The organism is Variovorax ureilyticus (assembly GCF_037889935.1).
Lineage (GTDB): Bacteria > Pseudomonadota > Gammaproteobacteria > Burkholderiales > Burkholderiaceae_C > Variovorax > Variovorax ureilyticus.
On sequence record NZ_JBBKZU010000003.1, the window covers coordinates 257,008 to 277,709 of the forward strand.

Genomic DNA, 20,702 nt, shown 5'->3' on the forward strand with positions numbered 1-20,702 from the left:
ATGGAGCATGAATGGCTGAGGAAAGCGATCTCGAAAAAACGGAACCTGCCTCTGCGCGGCGCCTGGAGAAGGCGCGCGAAGAAGGCAACGTCGCCCGTTCCCGCGAGCTGACCACGCTGGTCATGCTGGGCACCGCCATGGGCGGCCTGTGGTTCTCCGCGGGGTCGCTCGGCGGCACCCTGGAGCGTGCACTGCAAAAGGGCCTGCGCTTCGAACGCGACTCGGCGTTCGATCCGTCGCAGATGATGGTCCAGGCCGGCTCGATGGTGCTGCACGCGCTCATGGCCATCGCACCGCTGTTCGTGATGATGGTGGTGGCCGCGGTGGTCGCGCCGATGATGCTCGGCGGCTGGCTGTTCTCGGGCAAGGCGGTGTCGCCGAACTTCGGCAAGCTCAATCCGGTCGCCGGCATCGGCCGGATGTTCTCGGCGCAGTCGCTCGTCGAACTCGTCAAGGCGCTGTCGAAGTCGGCGCTGATCGGCGGCGTTGCCTGGCTGGTGATCGCGCGCGACCTCGACGGCGTGATGCAGCTCATGGTGCTGCCGGTGAGCGCCGCGATTCCCCAGACCATCATGATGGTCGCGCGCGACTGCGCGCTGATCGCCGCCGCACTGCTGGTGGTCGCGATGATCGACGTGCCGTGGCAGCTCTTCAGCTACTACCGCAAGCTGCGCATGTCGCGCGAGGACCTGCGCCAGGAGCACAAGGAAAGCGAAGGCGATCCGCAGATCAAGGCGCAGATCCGCCGCCAGCAGCAGGCAATCGCACGGCGCCGGATGATGTCCGAGGTGCCGAAGGCCGACATCGTCGTGACCAACCCGACGCACTTCGCGGTCGCACTCAAGTACATCGACGGCGACATGCGCGCCCCGCGCGTGGTCGCCAAGGGCACGGACCTGATCGCACAGCGCATCCGAGAGCTCGCCGTGCAACACAAGGTGGCGGTGCTCGAGGCGCCGCCGCTCACGCGGGCGCTCTACAAGCACACGCGGCTGGGTGACGAGATCCCGTCCGGCCTCTACACGGCGGTCGCCGAAGTGCTCGCCTGGGTCTACCAGCTCAAGCGCTGGAAGAACGAGGGCATCGGCGATGCGCCGCGCACGCCGACCGATCTGCCGATCCCCGAGGCGCTCGCCTACACACCGAAGACCGCATGAATTCCATGGCCAGCTTGATGCGTCTGCCGACGCAATTCTTCTCCGGCAACCAGTTCAAGGGGCTGGCGGGGCCGATCCTCATCATCCTCATCCTGAGCATGATGGTGCTGCCGCTGCCGCCTTTCCTGCTCGACCTGCTGTTCACCTTCAACATCGCGATGTCGGTGATGGTGCTGCTGGTGAGCATGTACACCATGAAGGCGCTCGATTTCGCGGCCTTCCCGGCGGTGCTGCTGTTCTCGACGCTGCTGCGCCTGTCGCTCAACGTCGCATCCACGCGCGTGGTGCTGATGCACGGGCACACCGGGCCCGACGCGGCGGGCAAGGTGATCGAGGCCTTCGGCCACTTCCTCGTCGGCGGCAACTTCGCGGTCGGCGTGATGGTGTTCGTCATCCTCGTGATCATCAATTTCATGGTCATCACGAAGGGTGCGGGCCGCATCGCGGAGGTCGGCGCGCGCTTCATGCTCGATGCGATGCCGGGCAAGCAGATGGCGATCGATGCCGACCTGAACGCAGGCCTCATCGGCGAGGACGTGGCCCGCAAGCGCCGGACCGAAGTCGCGCAGGAAGCCGACTTCTACGGCTCGATGGACGGTGCCAGCAAGTTCGTGCGCGGCGACGCGGTTGCGGGCCTCATGATCATGGTCATCAACATCATCGGCGGCCTGGTCGTCGGCGTCGTGCAGCACGGGCTGGACTTCTCGACCGCCGGCACGACGTACACGCTGCTCGCGATCGGCGACGGCCTGGTCGCGCAGATCCCGGCGCTCGTGATCTCGACCGCGGCCGGCGTGATCGTGTCGCGCGTGACGACCGAGGAAGACGTCGGCCGCCAGCTCACCGGGCAGCTGTTCTCGAACCCGCAGGTGCTGTTCCTCACGGCCGGCATCATCGGCCTGATGGGGATGATCCCCGGCATGCCGAACCTGGCTTTCCTGCTGATCGCAGGCGCTCTGGCGTGGGGCGGCCGGGCATTGTTGCGCCGCAAGCCGCCCGAAACGGCGGAGCGGGGCGCTGCCGTGCAGGTCGCGCAGACGCCCGCGGCCGAAGCGGCGGCCGAGGCCAGCTGGGACGACGTGGCGATGGTCGACCCGCTCGGCATGGAAGTCGGCTACCGGCTGATCCCGCTGGTGGACCAGTCGCAGCAGGGCGAGCTGCTGGGCCGCATCAAGAGCATCCGCAAGAAGATCGCGCAGGAGATCGGCTTCCTGGTGCCCGTGGTGCACATCCGCGACAACCTGGAGATCAAGCCCAACAGCTACGTCATCAGCCTGAAGGGCGTGGAGATCGGCCGCGGCGAAGCGTTTCCGAACCAATGGATGGCGATCAACCCGGGACAGGTCACGGGCAACCTGCCGGGCACGCCGACGACGGACCCGGCCTTCGGCCTGCCGGCGGTGTGGATCGACGGCAGCCTGCGCCAGCAGGCGCAGATCTACGGCTACACGGTGGTCGACGCGTGCACCGTGATGGCGACGCACCTGAACCACCTGATCCAGACCCATGCGGCGGAACTGCTCGGCCGGCAGGAAGTGCAGCAGCTGCTCGACCAGATCACCAAGGCCGAACCGAAGCTCACCGAGGACCTCGTGCCCAAGGTCGTGTCGCTCAGCACGCTGCACAAGGTGCTGCAGAACCTGCTCGACGAGGAAGTCTCGATCCGCGACATGCGCACCATCCTCGACGTCATCGCCGAGCATGCGCCCACGATCAAGGATGCGACCGAGCTCACGTCGATGGTGCGTCTCGCATTGGGCCGCGCGATCACGCAGCAGCTCTTCCCGGGCGATGCCGAGCTGCAGGTGATCGGCCTCGACGCGTCGCTCGACGCTGTGCTGCAGCAGGCCATGACCAGCAGCAGCGGCATCGAACCCGGCCTCGCCGACAACCTCTTGCGCCAGACGCAGGCCGCCATCACGCGCCAGGAGCAGATCGGCCTGGCGCCGGTGCTCGTGGTGCAGCACTCGCTGCGCGTGCTGCTCGCGCGCTTCCTGCGGCGCAGCCTGCCTCAACTGAAGGTGCTCTCCCACGCGGAGATCCCTGACACCCGCAACATCAAGATCACCGCCACCATTGGAGGAAGAGCGTGAGTATCCCGACAGACGTGCGGACGACGGCCCGCAGATTCGTTGCCGCCACCAGCCGCGAGGCGCTGCGCCTGGTGCGCGAGGCGCTCGGCGCGGAAGCCATCGTCCTGAGCAACCGCGCATCGGCCGAAGGCGTCGAGATCGTGGCGATGCTGGAGAGCGATGTCACGCAGGCGCTGCAGAGCGCCGCGCCGATGGAGCCGGCTACTGCGCCTGCACCGCAGGTTGCCGCGCCGGTTGCGCCGGCTCCGCTCGTCGCGCCCGCGATGGCTGTCGCACCCGCGGCACCGGTTGCATCCGTTGCACCTGTCGCTGCCGCCATCCCGAGGCCGGTCCCGGTCGTTTCGGCCCCTGCGATCCAGCCCAGGCCCGAGCCGCAACCCGCCACGGCACAAACCGACGTCGTGCTCAACGAACTCCACTCGATGCGCGGCATGATCGAGGAACAGCTCGCCAGCGTCGTGTGGAACGACAAGCAGCGCCAGGACCCGGTGCGCGGCCGCCTGCTGCGCACGCTGCTCGGTGCAGGCTTCAGCGCGCGTCTGTCGAAGGCGCTGCTCGAGAAGCTGCCCACCGGCCAGAGCTACGCACAAGGAATGGCCTTCGCGCGCTCGGAACTGATCCGCGCGCTCCCGGTGCACGAGGACGAGGATGCGCTGCTGTCGCAGGGCGGCGTCTATGCGCTGATGGGCCCGACCGGCGTGGGCAAGACCACGACCACCGCCAAGCTGGCCGCGCGTTGCGTGATGCGCTTCGGCGCCGACAAGCTCGCATTGGTGACCACCGACAGCTATCGGATCGGCGCCTACGAGCAATTGCGCATCTACGGCCAGATCCTCGACGTGCCGGTGTATGGCGTGAAGGACGCGGCCGACCTGCACCTCGTGCTGCAGGACCTGCGCGACAAGCACATGGTGCTCATCGATACCGTCGGCATGAGCCAGCGCGATCGCGCGGTGTCCGACCAGATCGCGATGCTGTGCAGCACGCACCGGCCGGTGAAGCGGCTGCTGCTGCTCAACGCGACCAGCCACGGCGACACGCTCAACGAAGTGGTGCACGCCTATCGTCATGGCGGCGGCAACGAGCTCGCGGGCTGCATCTTCACGAAGACGGACGAGTCCACGCATCCGGGCGCGCTGATCGACACCGTCATCCGCCACCGCCTGCCGGTGCACTACATCTCCAGCGGCCAGAAGGTGCCCGAGAACCTGATGCCCGCCGATCGCGCGCAGCTGGTGGACAGCGTCTTCCAGCCGCGGCGCCACAACGCGCTCTTCGTGCCAAGCGAAGTCGAGATGCACGACGAGCCGGCAGGCGCCGCGCCGTCCGCGCAAGTGGTGCAGGCGCAGGTCGAGACCGATCGGCTGCGCACGCAGTACCAGAACCTCATCCGCGCGATGGCGCACGATGCGCAGGAACTCGCGACCGCCGCGGGTGCGCTCGCCGGTGCGCAGATCGGCTTCGAAGCCGCGCGGCGCTTCTGGCGCCATGCGGGCGACGAGAGCATCGGCCAGAAGACCGTGCAGGACGACCTCTTGGTGCACGCCCGCAGCGAGATCGCCGTCGGTTGCGACGGCCATGTGCTCGCGCTGTCGGGACAGGTGGGCCTGCGTTCGAATGGCGGGGACGATGTCTACGAATGCCAGAGCAGCCTGCTCCTGTCCGATCGCCACGGGCAGCCGCTGTCGGCGCCGAACCAGTGGCTTTCGACGGCTGGGACGCGCGGCGGCGATGCGCGGCGCAAGCCGGGCGTGCGCCAGGTGCAGTGGCTGGGCAGGCAGTCGCTGGGCAAGCCGGTGGTGCACCTGCTGCCGAGGATGCCCGCAGTCGAACTGATGGCGGAGTGGCAGTCGCAGAGCCAGCAATGGCTGGCCCGCGTGCCCGGCTCCACCAGCGTGATCGAGCTGCGCACCGGCGAGTCGAGCGCGTTGGCGCGCATCGATGCCGAATTCAGCGAGCCGGTACCGGCCGTCTTCAAGGGCAAGCCGGCGATGCAATGCGAGGCCCACGCGATGGTCCAGCTGCGCGTCGCTGCGGACAAGCCCGCGCTGCCGCCGATGCGCGGCGTTGTGCGGCGCGTGCTCGACGAGCGCGGCCAGAAGATCCTCGCGCAGACCTGCATGCTGTCGAACGCGGACATGCGCGTCAGCGCGCGTCAGCTCGCGCAGTGGCAGGCCTGGGCGGCCGACGCGGAGCCGTGCTTCCGCCTCATCCGCCAGGGGCTGCAGCTCGCGGGCGGAATGGGCGAGCTGGGCGATCCGGACATGCTCAAGCGCCTGCTGATCGCGGGCCAGGTGACCACCACCGCGTGGCGACTGCTGCACGCGCGGGGCGAGTGGGCGGACCGCGCGCGCATGCTGCTCAACCAGTTGACCGGGCGTCCCGCGAAGTCGGGCCGGCCGCTCACCGGCAATGCTCTGTACGTGGGCGTGAGCAAGCTCTTCGTGCTGCTGGAGGCGCTCGGCACCGAGTCCACCGCGCCGATGCAGCCGCAACTGCGCGCCATCGAAAAGCAGGCGTGAGGAGCACTGCATGAGCAAGCGGGTTGCGGATCAGGCGGACGGACTGCGCCGCCTCCTGGCGAACACGCCGACGCGCGTCATCGCGATCGCGGGCATGAGCCGCGGCGATGGCGCGACCACCACCGCGATGAATCTCGCAGCGGCGCTGGTGCACCAGGGCAAGGATGTGTCGCTCATCGACGAGCAGGACGCCGATGACGCTTCGGCCGCTTCGGTGTGGGGCGTCGACGTGCCGGGCATGGCCGCCGAATGCGGCGTGGAGGTGCGGCCGCCGCCGCATCCGCCCTGCGATCCGAGGACGCTTCGCCACGGCGGCGTGGTGCTGATCGACGCCGCGCTCGACGACGAAGGCCGTCTGTCGCCGCTCGCGCAGCAGGCCGACGAACTGGTGTTGGTGCTGCAGTCGAACGCCCCGTCGATCACCGCGGCCTACGCGGGCATCAAGCGCCTGCACTACGCGCACGGCCTGATGCAGATCCGCCTCCTTGTCAACCGCGCGTCGGGCGCGGTCGAGGCGCAGAAGATCATGACCAACCTTGCGAACACCGGCAGCCGCTATCTCGCGGTGTCGCTGGAGCCCGCGGGCTGGGTTCGCGCCGATGCGCACCATGCCGATGCCCGTCGTCTCGGCCGGACGGTGGTGGAAGCGTTTCCGGCGAGCCCGGCCTCGATGGACTTCCGCCGCATCGCGGTCGACGTGCTGGGCTGGCCGTGGCGCGCACCCGCACGCGGCGCGCGCGCGAACGGCCATGCCAAGAACGACAGCCGCATCGCGATGCCTGCGCCGCGCGCACTCCACATGCCGAGCGCGGCCGCCGCCTGAACCAGATCAACCAATGCAACAAGGACCGCACGTGTACACCGCCCAGGGAACCATCGAGAAGTCCCATCTGCTGCAGCAGCATCAGCCGCTGGTGCGCCGCATCGCGCTGCAGATGATCGCCAAGCTCCCCGCCAGCGTCGAACTCGACGATCTGATCCAGGCCGGCATGATCGGCCTGCTGGATGCGTCGAGCCGCTACCAGGACAACAAGGGTGCGCAGTTCGAGACCTTCGTGAGCCAGCGCATCCGCGGCGCGATGCTCGACGAACTGCGCTCCAGCGACTGGGGCTCGCGCGGCCTGCGCCAGTCGGCCCGAAATGTGGAGAGGGCCATCCAGAAGCTCGAGCATCGCCTCGGCCGTCCGCCCACCGAGGGCGAGATCGCCAGGGAGCTGAAGGTGGACCTGGAGGCCTACCAGTCGCTCCTGCAGGAGATCCAGGGCTGCCAGCTTCTCTACGTCGAGGATTTCGCCAAGGGCGAAGCCGAGAACCCCTTCATCGACCTGCACGCGCAGGACGCGCGGCGCAGCCAGCGCAGCAGCGACGACCCGCTGGAGCAATTGCTCGAAAGCGGCTTCCGTCATCAGCTGGTGGATGCGATCCAGCAGTTGCCCGAGCGCGACCAGCTGCTGCTGAACCTCTACTACGAGGAGGAGCTGAACCTGCGCGAGATCGGCGCAATCCTCGAAGTGAGCCAGAGCCGCGTGTGCCAGCTTCACAGCCAGGCCATCAGCCGGCTGCGGGCACGATTGAAAGAGCTGCTGTAGCGCGTCGGACGCTCGTCTATCATGCCGCCGGAGTGCCAACCAAGGTCCGGAGGGATGCCGAGATGAGGAGAGCCACCATCGCATGGGGCGCGCTGTGCGCGGCCGGCATTGCGTCAGCGCAGACGAGCGCGGTCCAGAGTTCCAGCGACGGCAGCAGCGTCACGCTCTTCGGCATCGCGGACGTGACCTACGGCTACGGCACCGGCAGCATCGCGAGCAAGTCCCAGCTCTACAGCGGCGGCAACACGGCATCGCGGCTCGGGTTTCGCGGCGTCGAGGATCTCGGCGGCGGAATGGCCGCGGGGTACTGGCTGGAAGCGGGCCTGAACATCGACGATGGCTCCACCGGAACCACGAACACCAACAACCAGCCGAACGGCTCGGTCGGCGGATTCAACTTCAACCGCCGTGCGACTGTGAGCCTGATGGACTTCTGGGGCGAGATGCGCGCGGGCCGCGACTTCACGGCGCACTACCGGAACCGGACCGACGTCGACCCCTTCAGCAACAACGGCGCCGGCACCAGCCAGCCGCAGGCCGGATCGATCGGCGGGCCCACGTCCACGCGTGCGTCGAACATCATTGCGTACTACCTGCCGCCCAATCTCGGCGGCTTCTTCGGCGAAGTGCAGTACTACTTCGGCGAGAACGGGTCGCCTGCGCCGATCGAGCACGACGGCACCGGCTACAGCGGACGTGTCGGCTATGCCACCGGACCGTTCGCGATCGCCCTGGCGGCAGGCAGGACGAAGTTCGCGCGCACCGCCACCAGCGGCGACATCGACTCGGCCAACCTCGGCGTTTCGTGGGACTTCAAGGTGGTGAAGGTCATGGGCGGCTACTACCGCGACAAGGTGGACAAGCTCCCGGAGATCACCGCGACGGGCTACCTGGTCGGCGCGGTCGTGCCGGTCGGCTTCGACCAGTTCAAGGTCTCGTGGTCCACCTACGGCACCGATGCAACGGGCGATCCGACGGCGCGCAAGTGGGCGTTCGGCTACGTCTACAACTTCTCGAAGCGCACCGCCCTCTACGCCACCTATGCGCGCGTGAGCAACAGCGGCGGATCGACGACCGCGGTGAACGGCAGCCTGACCGATCCGAATCGCAGCTCGAGCGGCTACGACCTTGGCATGAAGCTCGCCTTCTGATCAGGCGCGCAGGAAGCGTTCGGCCAGCAGCACCCAGTACGCGGAGCCGACCGCGACGTTGGCGTCGTTGAAGTCGTAGCCCGGGTTGTGGACCATGCAGGCGCCGTGGCTGTCGCCGTCGCCGTTGCCGATCAGCACGTAGCAGCCCGGGACCTTCTCCAGCATGAACGCGAAGTCCTCGCTGCCCGACAGCGGCTGTCCCTGGAGCGTCACGCGATCGGCGCCGACCAGTTCGGTCGCCACCTCGCGCGCGAAGGCGGTTTCTTCCGGCGTGTTGACCAGCACCGCGTAGCCGGGCCGCCACTCGATCTTCGCCTGCACATCGAAGCTCTCGGCCTGGGACCGGATCACCGACTTGATGCGCTTCTCCAGCGTGCTGCGCACCTCGCGGTCGAGTGCACGCACGCTGAGTTCGAGCGTCGCCGTTTGCGGGATCACGTTGTTGGCCTTGCCGGAATGAATCGCGCCGACCGTGACCACCGCCATCTGCAGCGGATCGATGTTGCGCGACACGATGGTCTGCAGCGCCATCACGATGCTCGCGGCGGCCACGATGGGATCGGCGGTGCGGTGCGGCAGCGCCCCGTGTCCGCCGACGCCGGTCAGCGTGACCGTGGCGTAGTCCGACGAGGCCATCGCCGCACCCTCGCGCAGCACCAGCCGGCCCTGCGGCATGCCCGGCATGTTGTGCATCGCGAAGACCGCGTCGCAAGGGTACTTGTCGAAGAGGCCGTCTTCCATCATGCGCAGTGCGCCGCCACCGCCTTCCTCGGCCGGCTGGAAGATGAGATTCAGCGTGCCGTCGAAGCGGCCGCGATGGGCCAGATGGTGCGCGGCTGCGAGCAGCATCGCGGTGTGGCCGTCGTGCCCGCAGGCGTGCATCACGCCGGCATGGCTGCTCGAATAGGCAAGGCCGGTTGCTTCGTCGATCGGCAGGGCGTCCATGTCGGCGCGGATGCCGAGACGACGCTTACCGTTGCCGCGGACCATGCGCCCGACGAGACCCGTGCCGCCGAGGCCACGTTCGACCTCGTAGCCCCACGCTGCGAGCTTCTCGGCCACCAGCGAGGAGGTTCGGTGCTCGTCGAAGGCGAGTTCGGGGTGCTGGTGGATGTCGCGGCGCAGCCCGATGAATTCGTCGGCCTGTTGGTGCAGTTGATCGAGCAGGGAGGTGGTCATCGGGCTTCCTTACTGCGGCTGCAGGTTGATGGACTTCGCGATCGCGCGGTAGCGGGCGATTTCGGTTTCGTAGAACTTCGCGGCTTCCGCCAGCGACATCTGCGGCGAGGCAAGCTGGGTCTGAACCGCCAGTTGCGAACGCACCGCCGGATCCTTCAGCGTCGCGCCGATGGCCTTGTGCAGGCGCTGCACCACGTCTTCCGGCGTGTTCTTCGGCACCATGAAGCCGCTCCAGATCTTGTAGGAGAAGTCCTTGAGCTCCTTGCCTTCGCTCACCGTCGGCACGTCCTTGAGCAGTTCGGAGCGCTGTCCGCCGAGCTGGCCGATGACCTTGAGGCGGCCCTGATCGGCCATCGCACCCATCGCCGCGCTGTAGACCAGCACCGCGAAATCGACCTGGCCGCCGCCGATGTCGGTCAGCAGCGGCGCGTTGCCCTTGTAGGGCGCGTGGATCATCTGCGTGCCGGTGCGGTGCTGCACGTCTTCCATGATCAGGTGATAGAGCGAGCCGACGCCGACGCTGCCGTAGGTGAGCGGCTTGTCCTTGGACTTGCGCGCGAGCGCGATCAGCTCGTCGACGCTGTTGGCCGGCAGGTCCTTGCGCGCGACGAAGACCATCACCGCATCGGTCATCGGATGCACCAGCCGGAAGTCTTCGGCCTTGAGCTTGACCGCCGCGTTGGCCAGCGGCGCCAGGATGACTTCATTGGGCGAGCCCTGGAAGAGGTAGTAGCCGTCGGCCGGCGCCGAGAGCACCTTCTGTGCGGCGATCGCGCCGGCAGCGCCGCCCAGGTTCTCGACGATCACCGGCTGCCCCAGCTCCTTGCCGAGCGGGGTGGTGAAGATGCGCGCCGCCGCGTCGGACGGGCCGCCCGCGGGGTAGGGCACCATGAGATTGACCGTCTTGGTCGGATAGGCCTGAGCGAAGACGGTGCCGGCCGCTGCCAGGAGCAGACCGGCGATCGAACGCTGGAAGAACTGTTTCATGTGACTCCTGGGTGCGCTGGCGTGAGCGTCTGCGTGTGTTGGATGACGTTGGCGTGACCAAAAAAACGGACCGCGCTCGCATCGTAGGAGCCAGTCATGAGAACATCCAATGCATTGTTGTGCGAAATAGCATGAGTTCAATGCATAGATCGATGCGAGGTTTTCCATGACGCTGGTCCAGCTCCGGCACCTGATCTCGCTGGCGGAGAGCGGGTCGTTCAGCAAGTCCGCGCAGTCCCTCTACATCACGCAGCCGGCGCTCAGCCGGAGCATCCGCGCGCTGGAGGACGAACTCGGCATGCTCCTGTTCGACCGGGTCGGGCGGCGAATCGAACTCACCGCCTTCGGCCGCGAGGTGGTGGAGCGTGCGAAGCAGCTCGTGTTCGAGGCGGGCGAACTGCGTGACAGCGGCCGCCGCATGCGCGAGGGGCGGGGCGGCGTGCTTCGCATCGGCATGGGCTCGGGCCCCGGCGCGATGCTGATGACGCCGCTGCTCATGCGCATGGCGACGCGGCATCCTAAAGTGCGGGTGGTCATCGCGCGCGGCGGGACGGACATGCTGGCGCAGTCGTTGCGCGACCGTCTGCTGGATGCCCTGGTGGTCGATGCCCGTTCGCTCCAGCCGGCGGACGATCTGCTCGTCAGCGAGCTGCGCGAGATGCGCGGCGTCTTCATGTGCCGGCGCGGCCATCCGCTGACGCGCTTGCGCAAGGGCGTGACATTCGAGGCGGTGCAGCGCTATCCGATCGCGTCGACGCCGCTGAGCGACGAGGTCGCGCGCGGCTTGATCGAAACCTACGGCCCCGAGGCGCACCCGGAGCGGTGCGTCACGGTGCAATGCGAAGAGGTAGCGAGCCTGGTCGACGTGGCCCGTCGGAGCGACGCGGTGCTATTGGCGATTCGCGCCGCCGCGCCGGACCTGGTCGAACTGAAGATGACTCCGCCGATCGATCGTGTGGCCCGCTTCGGCCTGGTGACCCTGCGGCGCCGCACCGAGGCGCCGGGCTTGTCGATCGTGAGGGAGTTGATGCAGGAGCTGATGCACGACTGAACCGAGGGTACGGGCGAGATCATCTTTTGGATGATCTCGCCGCTCTCTTCTCGTGTGTGACAGCCTGATTTCGAGTGATCTTCACCGGACCGGCGAAGAAGCTGAACTTTATCGGTCGCGCTTGACGCGGTCCATCAGACTGTTCCTAAAGCGACGCCCGCGACGCTCGGATTCAATCCCGATCGTGGTGCCGGCCTTCGTGCCGACCATGATCCCTGTGGCGATGGCCGTGATCGTCCTTGTAGTAGTAGCCCGGCGCGGGGCGGTAGTAGACCGGAGGCGGCGCGACATAGACCGGAGGCGGAGCAACGTAGACCGGACGCGGCGGAGCGACATAGACCGGCGCCGGGACGTACACGGGGGCAGGCGCAGGAACCACAGGGAGCACGCCCGGGAGATTGATGCCCACACCCACGCTCACGTCGGCGGCATGGGCCGGTGCGGCAAGAAGCAGGGCGGTCGCCGCAGCACCGGCAGCGGCCAACTGGAAGAAAGAGGATCGATCGAGGCTCAAGGGCGACTCCTGTCGATAGGTGTGCGATGCGGGCACCGGGGTGCCAAGGCTGCAGGGAGGCCGCATCGTCACAGGCCACAAAAAAGGAAAAGGGTCTGCTGCATTCTTGATAGCAACAAACCCTTTTCTACATTGGTGCCGGAGAGATGATTCGAACACCCGACCTTCTCATTACGAATGAGCTGCTCTACCGACTGAGCTACACCGGCTAAGCCCTCGATTATAGCGGTTCGTGATAGCCCGTCACGCGCTCGACCTCATTTTTTGACCCCAAAACCACAGCGACCCGTTCGTGCAGCTTGGTCGGCGCGATGTCGAGGATGCGTTGCCGCCCGTTGGTCGCGGCGCCGCCGGCCTGTTCCACGAGCCAGCTCATGGGGTTGGCTTCGTACATGAGGCGCAGCTTGCCGGCCTTTTCGGGCTCGCGCTTGTCCCACGGATACATGAAGACGCCGCCGCGCATCAGGATGCGGTGCACGTCGGCGACCATGCTGGCGATCCAGCGCATGTTGAAGTCCTTGCCGCGCGGGCCGTCCTTGCCGGCCAGGCATTCGTCGATGTAGCGCTTCACCGGGGCGTCCCAGTGGCGCATGTTGCTCATGTTGATCGCGAATTCCTTGGTGTCGGCCGGGATCTTGATGTCTTCCTGCGTCAGCATGAAGGAACCCTGCTCGCGGTCGAGCGTGAACATCGCGACGCCGTTGCCGACGGTGAGCACCAGCGTGGTCTGCGGGCCGTAGATGCAATAACCTGCGGCCACCTGCTTGCTGCCGGCCTGGAGAAAGTCCGACTCCTGCACCCCGGGCGTGTCGTCAGGCTTCTTGAGCACGCTGAAGATGGTGCCGATGCTGACGTTCACGTCGATGTTGCTGGAGCCATCGAGGGGATCGAACAGCAGCAGGTATTCGCCCTGCGGGTAGCGGTTGGGCACCACGTAGATGCTGTCCATTTCCTCGCTGGCCATGGCGGCGAGGTGGCCGCCCCATTCGTTGGCCTCGATCAGCACCTCGTTGGCGATGATGTCGAGCCTCTTCTGGACTTCGCCCTGCACGTTCTCGCTGTCGGCGCTGCCGAGCACGCCGCCGAGCGCGCCCTTGTTGACCGCCTGGCTGATGCTCTTGCAGGCGCGGGCGACCACTTCGAGCAGCAGGCGGAGCTGGCCGGGAATGAGTCCGTCGGCGCGTTGCTGCTCGACGAGGTAGCGGGTGAGTGAAATCTTTTGAGCCATGTATTTCCTTGGGAGGTCAGATCGCGAGGGCGCGAGTGACGACTTCGAGGGTGTCCTTGCTGAGATCGGGCCGTGCCGCCACGCGCGCGATCGCCTCGCGCGCGGCGCTGCGGTACGGCTCGGCGAGCTTGCTCCAGCGGTCGAGCGCACGCGCGAGGCGGGCGGCGACCTGCGGGTTGATTGCGTCGAGTTCGATCACGCGATCGCTCCAGAACACGTAACCGGCCGCGTCCGTGCGGTGCAGGGCGCCGGGGTTGGCGTTGCAGTAGCTGAAGATCACGCTGCGCGCGCGGTTCGGGTTCTTGATCGAGAAGTCCGGGTGCTTCATGAGTTGCCTGACCAGCGGCAGGATGTCGCCGCCGCGGTCGGGCGCGCCGGCCTGCAGCGAGAACCACTTGTCGATGACCAGCGCCTCGTTCTTGAAGATCTCGTGGAAACGCGCGAGCGCCTGTGCCGCCAGCGCATGGCCCGAGGAGACCAGCGCGCTGAGCGCGTTGAAGCGGTCGGTCATGTTGCCCGCGTCCTTGAAACGCTGCAGCGTCTTGCCCGGCCAGACCGCATCGCCTGAAGTGCGTGCGGCAAGGCACAGATTGACGAGCGCCATGCCCGCGAGCGCGCGGCGGCCCGAGGAAACCGGGTCAGGCGCGTAGGCGCCGGTGTCGCGGTTCTGCTCGTAGGCCTGCTCCCAGTCGGCGAAGAGGGCGGTCGCGAGCTGGCCGCGCATCGCTTCGCGCACCGCATGCACGCGCTGCGGATCGACCACGTCGAGTTGCTCGGCAATGTAGGTTTCCGATGGCAGCGTCAGCACCAGTTCCTTGAACGCGGCATCGAGCTGTGGATGCCGCAGCACGCTGCGCATCGCCTCGATGAAGGCGTGGTTCAGCGGCGGCTCGTGCGCGTCGCCGGGCGTTGCGATGGCGTGCAGCGCAGCGCGCAAGGCCAGACGCTGGCCGGCTTCCCAGCGGTTGAAGGGATCGGTGTCGTTGGCCAGCAGCGTGAGCAGCTGGGCGTCGCTGTATTCGTAGTCGAGGATCACCGGCGCGCTGAAGCCGCGCAGGATCGACGGCACCGGCTCGGCGTCGACGTTGACGAAGGTCAGCTGCTCGCCGGCGCGCGTGAGCACCAGCGTGCGCGTGCCCTGGGTGGCCTCGGCATCACCCTCGAGCTGCACCGGCAGTTCGCGGCCGTCCGTGCCGAGCAGGCCGATGTTGACCGGGATGACGAAGGGTTCCTTGACCGGCTGGCCCGGGGTCGGAGGGCAGCTCTGCACGAAGCTCAGCGTGTAGGTGCGGGCGGCCGCGTCGTACACGCCGTGCGCTGTGAGACGCGGCGTGCCGGCCTGGCTGTACCAGCGCTTGAACTGCGGCAGCAGGCGGGCGAGGTCCGAATCGGGATTGGCGTCGGCGATCGCCTGCGCGAAGTCGTCGCAGGTGACGGCCTGGCCGTCGTGGCGCTCGAAGTAGAGCGTGATGCCGCGCTCGAAGCCCTTGCGGCCGACCAGCGTCTGCATCATGCGCACCACCTCCGCACCCTTCTCGTAGATCGTGACGGTGTAGAAGTTGCTGATCTCGATGTAGCTGTCGGGCCGCACCGGGTGGGCCATCGGGCCGGCGTCCTCGGGGAACTGCGCGGTGCGCAGCACACGGACGTCCTCGATGCGCTTGACCGCGCGTGCGGACGCCTCGGCGCACAGGTCCTGGCTGAACTCCTGATCGCGGAAGACCGTGAGGCCTTCCTTCAGCGAGAGCTGGAACCAGTCGCGGCAGGTCACGCGGTCGCCGCTCCAGTTGTGGAAGTACTCGTGGCCGACCACGCTCTCGATGTTGCTGTAGTCGGCGTCGGTGGCGGTGGCCTGGTTGGCCAGAACGTACTTCGTGTTGAAGATGTTCAGGCCCTTGTTCTCCATCGCGCCCATGTTGAAGTCGCTGGTCGCGACGATCATGAAGCGGTCGAGGTCGAGCGAGAGGCCGAAGCGCGCCTCGTCCCACATCACCGAGTTGATGAGCGAGTTCATCGCGTGCTCGGTCTTGTCGAGGTCGCCCGCGCGCACGTAGACCTGCAGCAGGTGCTCCTTGCCGCTGCGCGCCTTGATGCGCTGCTCGCGTGCCACCAGCTTGCCCGCGACCAGCGCGAACAGGTAGCTCGGCTTGCGGAAGGGGTCGACCCACTTCGCGAAGTGGCGGCCCTCGGGCAGCTCGCCCTGCTCGACGAGGTTGCCGTTCGACAGCAGCACCGGATATGCCGCCTTCGACGCACGGATCGTGACGGTGTAGCTCGCCATCACGTCCGGACGGTCGAGGAAATAGGTGATGCGGCGGAAGCCTTCGGCCTCGCACTGGGTGAAGAAGGTGTCCTCGCTGACGAACAGGCCCATCAGCTTGGTGTTCTTGTTCGGGCAGCAGGTGGTGAAGATCTCCAGCTCGAAGGTGTCCGGCAGGTTGTCGATCACGAGCTGGTCGGCTTCCATGCGGAAGGACGCGCCCTGGCCGTCGACCAGCACGCGCGCGAGGTTCAGTTCGTCACCGTCCAGGCGAAGAGGTTCGGGCGCGACTTGCGGGTTGCGGCGCAGGCGCATGCGGTTGAGCACGCGCGTCTTGGCCGGGTCCAGGTCGAAGGTGAGGTCGACCGTGTCGATCCAGTAGGCAGGCGCGCTGTAGTCCTCGCGGCGGATCGCGACGGGCTGGTCTTGGGCATCACGCAACAGCATCGAATGTCTCCAGGAAGTTTGAATGGGCGAGTTCGTTGTAGTCGCGCACGGCCGCGATGACATGCGGCCCTGCGAGTTCTGCGGCACTGTGGGTGGTGCACACGGCGACGGCCCGCATGCCGCCCCGGCGTGCGGCCTCGATGCCGAAGGGGGCGTCTTCGAAGACGACGCAGCGCGAGGGCGCGACGCCGATGCGCCGCGCGGCCTCGAGGAAGATCGCCGGCTCGGGCTTGCCCGGCAGGCCCTCGTCGCCGCCGACGATCGCGTGCGGGTGCGGATCGAGCCGCAGGTTCGAGAGGGTGAAGGCGATGTTGTGCCTGTCGCCAGCGGTGCCGACCGCGATCTTCAAGCCGCGTGCGGCCGCCGACCTCGCGAAAGCGCTGAAGCCCGCCACTTCGCTGAACTGCGCGCCGAAGAGTTCGCGGTAGATCGATTCCTTCTCGTGCGTGATCTCGGCGCTTTCGGCTTCGGTGACTTCGCGGCCCATCAACTCACACGCGCATTCGAACGCAGTGCGGCCGGTGGTGCGGCGCATGAAATCCGGCACGTCGATCGCGAGGCCCTTGCGCACGCCATATTCGACCCACGCCTTGGCGTGCCATGGCATCGAGTCGACCATGGTGCCGTCCATGTCGAAGATCAACGCGCCCACCTTGTGCATCGGCCCCTTCATCAGATGCCCTGCTTCAATGAAGCTTCGATGAAGGGATCGAGATCGCCGTCCAGCACCTTCTGCGTCGCCGAGATTTCGACGTTGGTGCGCAAGTCCTTGATTCGGCTGTTGTCCAGCACGTAGCTGCGGATCTGGTGGCCCCAGCCCACGTCGGTCTTGCTGTCCTCGAGCTTCTGCTGCTCTTCCATGCGCTTGCGCATCTCGTGGTCGTACAGGCGCGAGCGCAGGCGCTTCCAGGCGACGTCGCGGTTGCTGTGCTGGCTGCGGCCGTCCTGGCACTGCACCACGATGCCGGTCGGGATGTGCGTGAGTCGCACCGCCGAATCGGTCTTGTTGATGTGCTGGCCGCCCGCGCCGCTGGCGCGGAAGGTGTCGGTGCGCACGTCGGCCGGGTTGATCTCGATCTCGATCGAGTCGTCGATTTCCGGATAGACGAAGATGCTCGCGAAGCTGGTGTGACGGCCGCCCGACGAATCGAAGGGCGACTTGCGCACCAGGCGATGCACGCCGGTTTCGGTGCGCAGCAGGCCGAAGGCGTAGTCGCCTTCCACCTTGATCGTGGCGCTCTTGATGCCGGCGGTGTCGCCCGGGGTTTCGTCCTCGATCTGCGTCTTGAAGCCCTTGCGCTCGGCGTACTTGAGGTATTGGCGCAGGAGCATGCTGGCCCAGTCGCAGGCCTCGGTGCCGCCGGCGCCGGCCTGGATGTCGACGAAGGCATTCAGCGGGTCGGCCGGGTTGCTGAACATCCGGCGGAACTCGAGCTGCTTGATGTCGGCTTCGAGCTTGGCGGCGTCATCGGCGATGGCCTGCAGGCCGTCCATGTCGCCTTCTTCCTTCGACATCTCGAAGAGCTCGGTGTTGTCCGAGAGGCCGCTGGTCAGCCGGTCGATGGTGACCACCACGTCGTCCAGCGACTTCTTTTCCTTGCCCAGTTCCTGGGCCTTCTTGGGATCGTTCCAGACGTTCGGATCTTCGAGCGATGCGTTGACTGTCCTCAGACGTTCGGCCTTGGCATCGTAGTCAAAGATACCTCCGTAGATCGACCGTGCGGGCGCTCAGGTCCGCAAGGGTTGCGCCGATTTGGTTGATTTGCTCTGCATCCATGGGGTGTCCTGACGGTGTTCGGGAAAACCGGACATTTTCTCATGCCGGGCAAGGCCGGGTCCCCAGCATGGCGGCACGCCGGCAGGGGGCATCAAGCGGCGAAGAATTCCTCGATCAGCGATGCCACGCGGGCAGGCTGGTCGTGATGCAGCATGTGGCCGGCGTCCTCCACCCGGCCGATGCGCACGTCGGGCACTTTTTTCAGGCGCTCGTGGTATTCGTCCAGCGAATAGCGGCCCTTCCACCATTGCGAGAGGCTGTCGTCGGACGCCTCCACGGCCAGCACCGGCGCGGTGATCGAGGCGTAAAGCGCCAGCATCTCGTCGACACGGAAGATGTGCGCATTGATGATCTTGTGCGCCGGGTCGCCGAGGATTTCCCAGCGGTCGCCGCCATCGGCGTGCGGCCTGGCGACCGACCAGTGCGCGGCGAGCCAGTCGGCCTTGTCCTGCGAAAGGCGCGGATTGGTCTTCATGAGCCGGCGCGCGACGCCGTCGACCGCCGGATAGCGCGCGAGGTCCATTTCGCCGCGATGCAGGCGCTTGATCTCGTCGATCCATTTGCCGTAACGCTCGGGCGCTTGCTCGGGCTTCAGCGCCGGCATGCCGAAGCCTTCCAGGTTGACCAGCCGCCGGATGCGCTGCGGCCGCACGCCCGAATACTGCATCGAGACGTTGCCCCCCATGCTGTGGCCGACCAGGTCGACGGAGCGGTCGCCTGCGTAATGGTCGAGCAGCCAGTCGAGATCGGCGAGGTAGTCCGGCATCCAGTAGTTGTCGACCTTGCCGCCGTCCGTGAGCCCGAACCCGCGAAAGTCGGGCGCGATGACCCAGCGCTCGTCCTGCATGGCGTCGACCACGAATTGCCACGACGCAGCCACGTCCATCCAGCCGTGCAGCAGCACCAGTGGCGGCCGGTCGGGCGTGGGTTCGCCCCACTGGCGCACGTGGTAGCTCAGGTTGCGAACCGGGACGAATTCGCTGCGGGAGATGCGGAGGGCTTGGTACATGGAGCCGGGATGATACGAACGAAGCCGCCCCTGAGACTGTCACCCGCGGAACCGGCGAGATACGATCCATTCATGCAAACAATCCAACTCGGTCAGAGCGACCTCCACGTCACGCCGATCTGCCTCGGCACCATGACCTTCGGCGAACAGGTCAACGAACCCACTGCCCATGCGATCCTGGACCGCGCCCTCGAACGCGGCATCGATTTCATCGACACGGCCGAGATGTATGCCGTCCCCGCCCGCAAGGAAACCTTCGGCGCCACCGAGACCATCATCGGCAACTGGTTCGCGAAGAACCCGGGCCTGCGCCAGAAGATCGTGCTGGCGACGAAGGTGGCCGGCCCCTCGCGGGGGATGCCGTGGGTGCGCGAAGGCAGCGGCATGACCGCGGCGGACATTGCCGCTTCGTGCGAGGCCAGCCTCAAGCGGCTGAGGACCGATGTGATCGACCTCTATCAGATCCACTGGCCCGAGCGCCACGTGCCGGCCTTCGGCTCGATCTACTACGACCCGACCAAGGAAAGGTCCGCCACGTCGATCCACGAGCAACTCGAAGCGCTCGGCAAGCTGGTCAAGGCCGGCAAGGTGCGGGCGATCGGGCTGTCGAACGAGACCCCGTACGGCGTCCACGAGTTCGTCCGCCTGGCCGAGCAGCACGGCTTGCCGCGCGTGGCGACGGTGCAGAACGTCTATTGCCTGATCAGCCGCGCGCTGGAGAACGGCCTGGACGAGACCATGCACCGCCTGGGTGTGTCGCTGCTGGCCTATTCGCCGCTCGCCTTCGGCCTGCTGACCGGCAAATACGACCAAAGCGGCACCGAAGGGCCGGATGCGCCCAAGGGTGCGCGCATTTCCAGCTATGAGTCGGTGCGCAAGCAGCGCTGGGGCCGCGCCGACGCGCTGGTGGCCGCCCGCCGCTACAACGCGCTCGCGCGCGAGCACGGCATGACGCCGGCGAAGCTGGCGCTGGCCTTCTGCTACACCAAGTGGCAGGTGGCGAGCACGATCATCGGCGTGACCTCGGTGGCGCAGCTGGACGAAGACCTCGACGCCTGGGGCACCACGCTGTCCCCCGAACTGCTGGCGGAAATCGACAAGATCCGCTGGGAAATGCGCGACCCTGCGGCGTGAAAAAGGCCCCCCGGCTTTTCACGCGCTTTGCGCGTGTAACTCCACCCCCCGAAGGGGCGGCGCGGCCGCCTTGGGGCGGCCCGGCGGCGGCCGCATGACCAAGAAGACGCACGTCTCGGAAACGCCCGCAACGCAGTTGTTGCGGGCGAACGGCATCGCGTTCAGCGAGCATCCCTACGAATACGTCGAGCACGGCGGTGCGCAGCACAGCGCCGAAGCGCTCGGTCTCGACCCGTTCAGCGTCGTCAAGACCCTCGTGATGCAGGACCAGGACGCCAAGCCGCTCATCGTGCTGATGCACGGCAACCGCACGGTATCCACCAAGAACCTCGCGCGGCAGATCGGCGCGAAGTCGGTGGAGCCGTGCAAGCCCGAGGTCGCGAACCGCCACAGCGGCTATCTGGTCGGCGGCACCTCGCCCTTCGGCACGCGCCGCGCGATGCCGGTCTACATCGAATCGACCATCCTCGAACTGCCGCGCATCGCCATCAATGGCGGGCGGCGCGGCTACCTGGTGGGCATCGACCCGCAGGTGTGCGTCAGGTTGCTCGACGCGAAACCGGTGCAATGCGCGCTGGCAGAATAGCCGGCTGCCTCGATGGGA

At 67.0% G+C, this 20,702-nt stretch carries 17 protein-coding genes and 1 tRNA gene; 9 read left to right on the forward strand and 9 right to left on the reverse strand.

Features of this window, described 5'->3' with window-relative positions:
• Positions 1–11: 11 nt before the first annotated feature.
• From flhB to WKW77_RS08625, 6 genes are all read left to right on the forward strand, one after another.
• Positions 12–1,157: a flagellar biosynthesis protein FlhB gene (gene flhB / locus WKW77_RS08600; RefSeq protein ID WP_340356439.1), complete on the forward strand. Its 1,146-nt coding sequence runs from the start codon at positions 12–14 to the stop codon at positions 1,155–1,157.
• Positions 1,154–3,250 (forward strand): flagellar biosynthesis protein FlhA, encoded by a 2,097-nt coding sequence (gene flhA / locus WKW77_RS08605; RefSeq protein WP_340356440.1) that lies wholly within the window; start codon positions 1,154–1,156, stop codon positions 3,248–3,250. The genes flhB and flhA overlap by 4 nt, the downstream gene beginning before the upstream one ends.
• On the forward strand, positions 3,247–5,772 hold the full coding sequence (gene flhF, locus WKW77_RS08610) for a flagellar biosynthesis GTPase FlhF (RefSeq protein ID WP_340356441.1): 2,526 nt from the start codon (positions 3,247–3,249) through the stop codon (positions 5,770–5,772). The genes flhA and flhF overlap by 4 nt, the downstream gene beginning before the upstream one ends.
• A 10-nt stretch (positions 5,773–5,782) precedes the next feature.
• Positions 5,783–6,595, forward strand: coding sequence for a flagellar biosynthesis protein FlhG (locus WKW77_RS08615; protein WP_340356442.1), 813 nt, complete (start codon positions 5,783–5,785; stop codon positions 6,593–6,595).
• Positions 6,596–6,608: 13 nt separating this feature from the next.
• Positions 6,609–7,361 (forward strand): RNA polymerase sigma factor FliA, encoded by a 753-nt coding sequence (locus tag WKW77_RS08620; protein ID WP_340356443.1) that lies wholly within the window; start codon positions 6,609–6,611, stop codon positions 7,359–7,361.
• A 62-nt stretch (positions 7,362–7,423) separates the two neighbouring features.
• Positions 7,424–8,512 (forward strand): porin, encoded by a 1,089-nt coding sequence (locus WKW77_RS08625; protein WP_340356444.1) that lies wholly within the window; start codon positions 7,424–7,426, stop codon positions 8,510–8,512.
• Here the strand turns inward: WKW77_RS08625 and WKW77_RS08630 are convergent, their stop codons facing one another.
• Positions 8,513–9,691 (reverse strand): M20 aminoacylase family protein, encoded by a 1,179-nt coding sequence (locus WKW77_RS08630; RefSeq protein ID WP_340356445.1) that lies wholly within the window; start codon positions 9,689–9,691, stop codon positions 8,513–8,515.
• Positions 9,692–9,700: 9 nt separating this feature from the next.
• Positions 9,701–10,678, reverse strand: coding sequence for a tripartite tricarboxylate transporter substrate binding protein (locus WKW77_RS08635; protein WP_340356446.1), 978 nt, complete (start codon positions 10,676–10,678; stop codon positions 9,701–9,703).
• 166 nt (positions 10,679–10,844) lie between these two features.
• Between WKW77_RS08635 and WKW77_RS08640 the strand changes: the two genes are divergently transcribed.
• Complete coding sequence (locus WKW77_RS08640) at positions 10,845–11,729, forward strand: LysR family transcriptional regulator (RefSeq protein ID WP_340356447.1); 885 nt, start codon at positions 10,845–10,847, stop codon at positions 11,727–11,729.
• Between the two features lie 172 nt (positions 11,730–11,901).
• Here the strand turns inward: WKW77_RS08640 and WKW77_RS08645 are convergent, their stop codons facing one another.
• The 7 genes from WKW77_RS08645 to WKW77_RS08675 all read right to left on the reverse strand — a co-directional run bounded on the left by WKW77_RS08645 (position 11,902) and on the right by WKW77_RS08675 (position 18,964).
• The gene (locus tag WKW77_RS08645; RefSeq protein ID WP_340356448.1) at positions 11,902–12,243 is read right to left on the reverse strand and encodes a hypothetical protein; all 342 of its coding nucleotides are present in this window, start codon (positions 12,241–12,243) and stop codon (positions 11,902–11,904) included.
• Positions 12,244–12,376: 133 nt separating this feature from the next.
• Positions 12,377–12,452, reverse strand: a tRNA-Thr gene (locus WKW77_RS08650).
• 11 nt (positions 12,453–12,463) lie between these two features.
• On the reverse strand, positions 12,464–13,471 hold the full coding sequence (locus WKW77_RS08655) for a class 1 fructose-bisphosphatase (protein WP_340356449.1): 1,008 nt from the start codon (positions 13,469–13,471) through the stop codon (positions 12,464–12,466).
• A 16-nt stretch (positions 13,472–13,487) separates the two neighbouring features.
• Positions 13,488–16,178, reverse strand: coding sequence for an aminopeptidase N (pepN, locus tag WKW77_RS08660; RefSeq protein WP_340356450.1), 2,691 nt, complete (start codon positions 16,176–16,178; stop codon positions 13,488–13,490).
• Positions 16,165–16,851 (reverse strand): HAD family hydrolase, encoded by a 687-nt coding sequence (locus WKW77_RS08665; RefSeq protein WP_340356451.1) that lies wholly within the window; start codon positions 16,849–16,851, stop codon positions 16,165–16,167. Before WKW77_RS08665 ends, pepN begins: the two co-directional genes overlap by 14 nt.
• Positions 16,851–17,955 (reverse strand): peptide chain release factor 2 gene (gene prfB / locus WKW77_RS08670; RefSeq protein ID WP_340356452.1). Its coding sequence is split into 2 segments (ribosomal slippage): positions 16,851–17,873 and positions 17,875–17,955, totalling 1,104 coding nucleotides; the frame shifts between segments, so codons are not numbered across the junction. Before prfB ends, WKW77_RS08665 begins: the two co-directional genes overlap by 1 nt.
• 91 nt (positions 17,956–18,046) lie before the next feature.
• Positions 18,047–18,964 (reverse strand): alpha/beta fold hydrolase, encoded by a 918-nt coding sequence (locus WKW77_RS08675; RefSeq protein WP_340356453.1) that lies wholly within the window; start codon positions 18,962–18,964, stop codon positions 18,047–18,049.
• A gap of 72 nt (positions 18,965–19,036) precedes the next feature.
• Between WKW77_RS08675 and WKW77_RS08680 the strand changes: the two genes are divergently transcribed.
• Positions 19,037–20,098 carry an aldo/keto reductase gene (locus tag WKW77_RS08680; protein WP_340356454.1) on the forward strand — a complete coding sequence of 354 codons (1,062 nt, stop codon included), beginning with the start codon at positions 19,037–19,039 and terminating at the stop codon, positions 20,096–20,098.
• Positions 20,099–20,192: 94 nt separating this feature from the next.
• Positions 20,193–20,684: an aminoacyl-tRNA deacylase gene (locus tag WKW77_RS08685; RefSeq protein ID WP_340356455.1), complete on the forward strand. Its 492-nt coding sequence runs from the start codon at positions 20,193–20,195 to the stop codon at positions 20,682–20,684.
• The last annotated feature ends 18 nt before the right edge of the window (positions 20,685–20,702 follow it).

Excerpts from the sequence above, each read along its gene's own strand:
- WKW77_RS08640 (WP_340356447.1), top strand. The coding sequence starts at position 10,845 with ATGACGCTGGTCCAGCTCCGGCACCTGATCTCGCTGGCGGAGAGCGGG.
- flhB (WP_340356439.1), top strand. The coding sequence starts at position 12 with ATGGCTGAGGAAAGCGATCTCGAAAAAACGGAACCTGCCTCTGCGCGG.
- WKW77_RS08685 (WP_340356455.1), top strand. The coding sequence starts at position 20,193 with ATGACCAAGAAGACGCACGTCTCGGAAACGCCCGCAACGCAGTTGTTG.
- WKW77_RS08620 (WP_340356443.1), top strand. The coding sequence starts at position 6,609 with ATGCAACAAGGACCGCACGTGTACACCGCCCAGGGAACCATCGAGAAG.
- WKW77_RS08635 (WP_340356446.1), bottom strand. The coding sequence starts at position 10,678 with ATGAAACAGTTCTTCCAGCGTTCGATCGCCGGTCTGCTCCTGGCAGCG.
- WKW77_RS08675 (WP_340356453.1), bottom strand. The coding sequence starts at position 18,964 with ATGTACCAAGCCCTCCGCATCTCCCGCAGCGAATTCGTCCCGGTTCGC.
- WKW77_RS08665 (WP_340356451.1), bottom strand. The coding sequence starts at position 16,851 with ATGAAGGGGCCGATGCACAAGGTGGGCGCGTTGATCTTCGACATGGAC.
- WKW77_RS08680 (WP_340356454.1), top strand. The coding sequence starts at position 19,037 with ATGCAAACAATCCAACTCGGTCAGAGCGACCTCCACGTCACGCCGATC.
- pepN (WP_340356450.1), bottom strand. The coding sequence starts at position 16,178 with ATGCTGTTGCGTGATGCCCAAGACCAGCCCGTCGCGATCCGCCGCGAG.
- WKW77_RS08630 (WP_340356445.1), bottom strand. The coding sequence starts at position 9,691 with ATGACCACCTCCCTGCTCGATCAACTGCACCAACAGGCCGACGAATTC.
- flhA (WP_340356440.1), top strand. The coding sequence starts at position 1,154 with ATGAATTCCATGGCCAGCTTGATGCGTCTGCCGACGCAATTCTTCTCC.
- WKW77_RS08615 (WP_340356442.1), top strand. The coding sequence starts at position 5,783 with ATGAGCAAGCGGGTTGCGGATCAGGCGGACGGACTGCGCCGCCTCCTG.
- WKW77_RS08655 (WP_340356449.1), bottom strand. The coding sequence starts at position 13,471 with ATGGCTCAAAAGATTTCACTCACCCGCTACCTCGTCGAGCAGCAACGC.
- WKW77_RS08625 (WP_340356444.1), top strand. The coding sequence starts at position 7,424 with ATGAGGAGAGCCACCATCGCATGGGGCGCGCTGTGCGCGGCCGGCATT.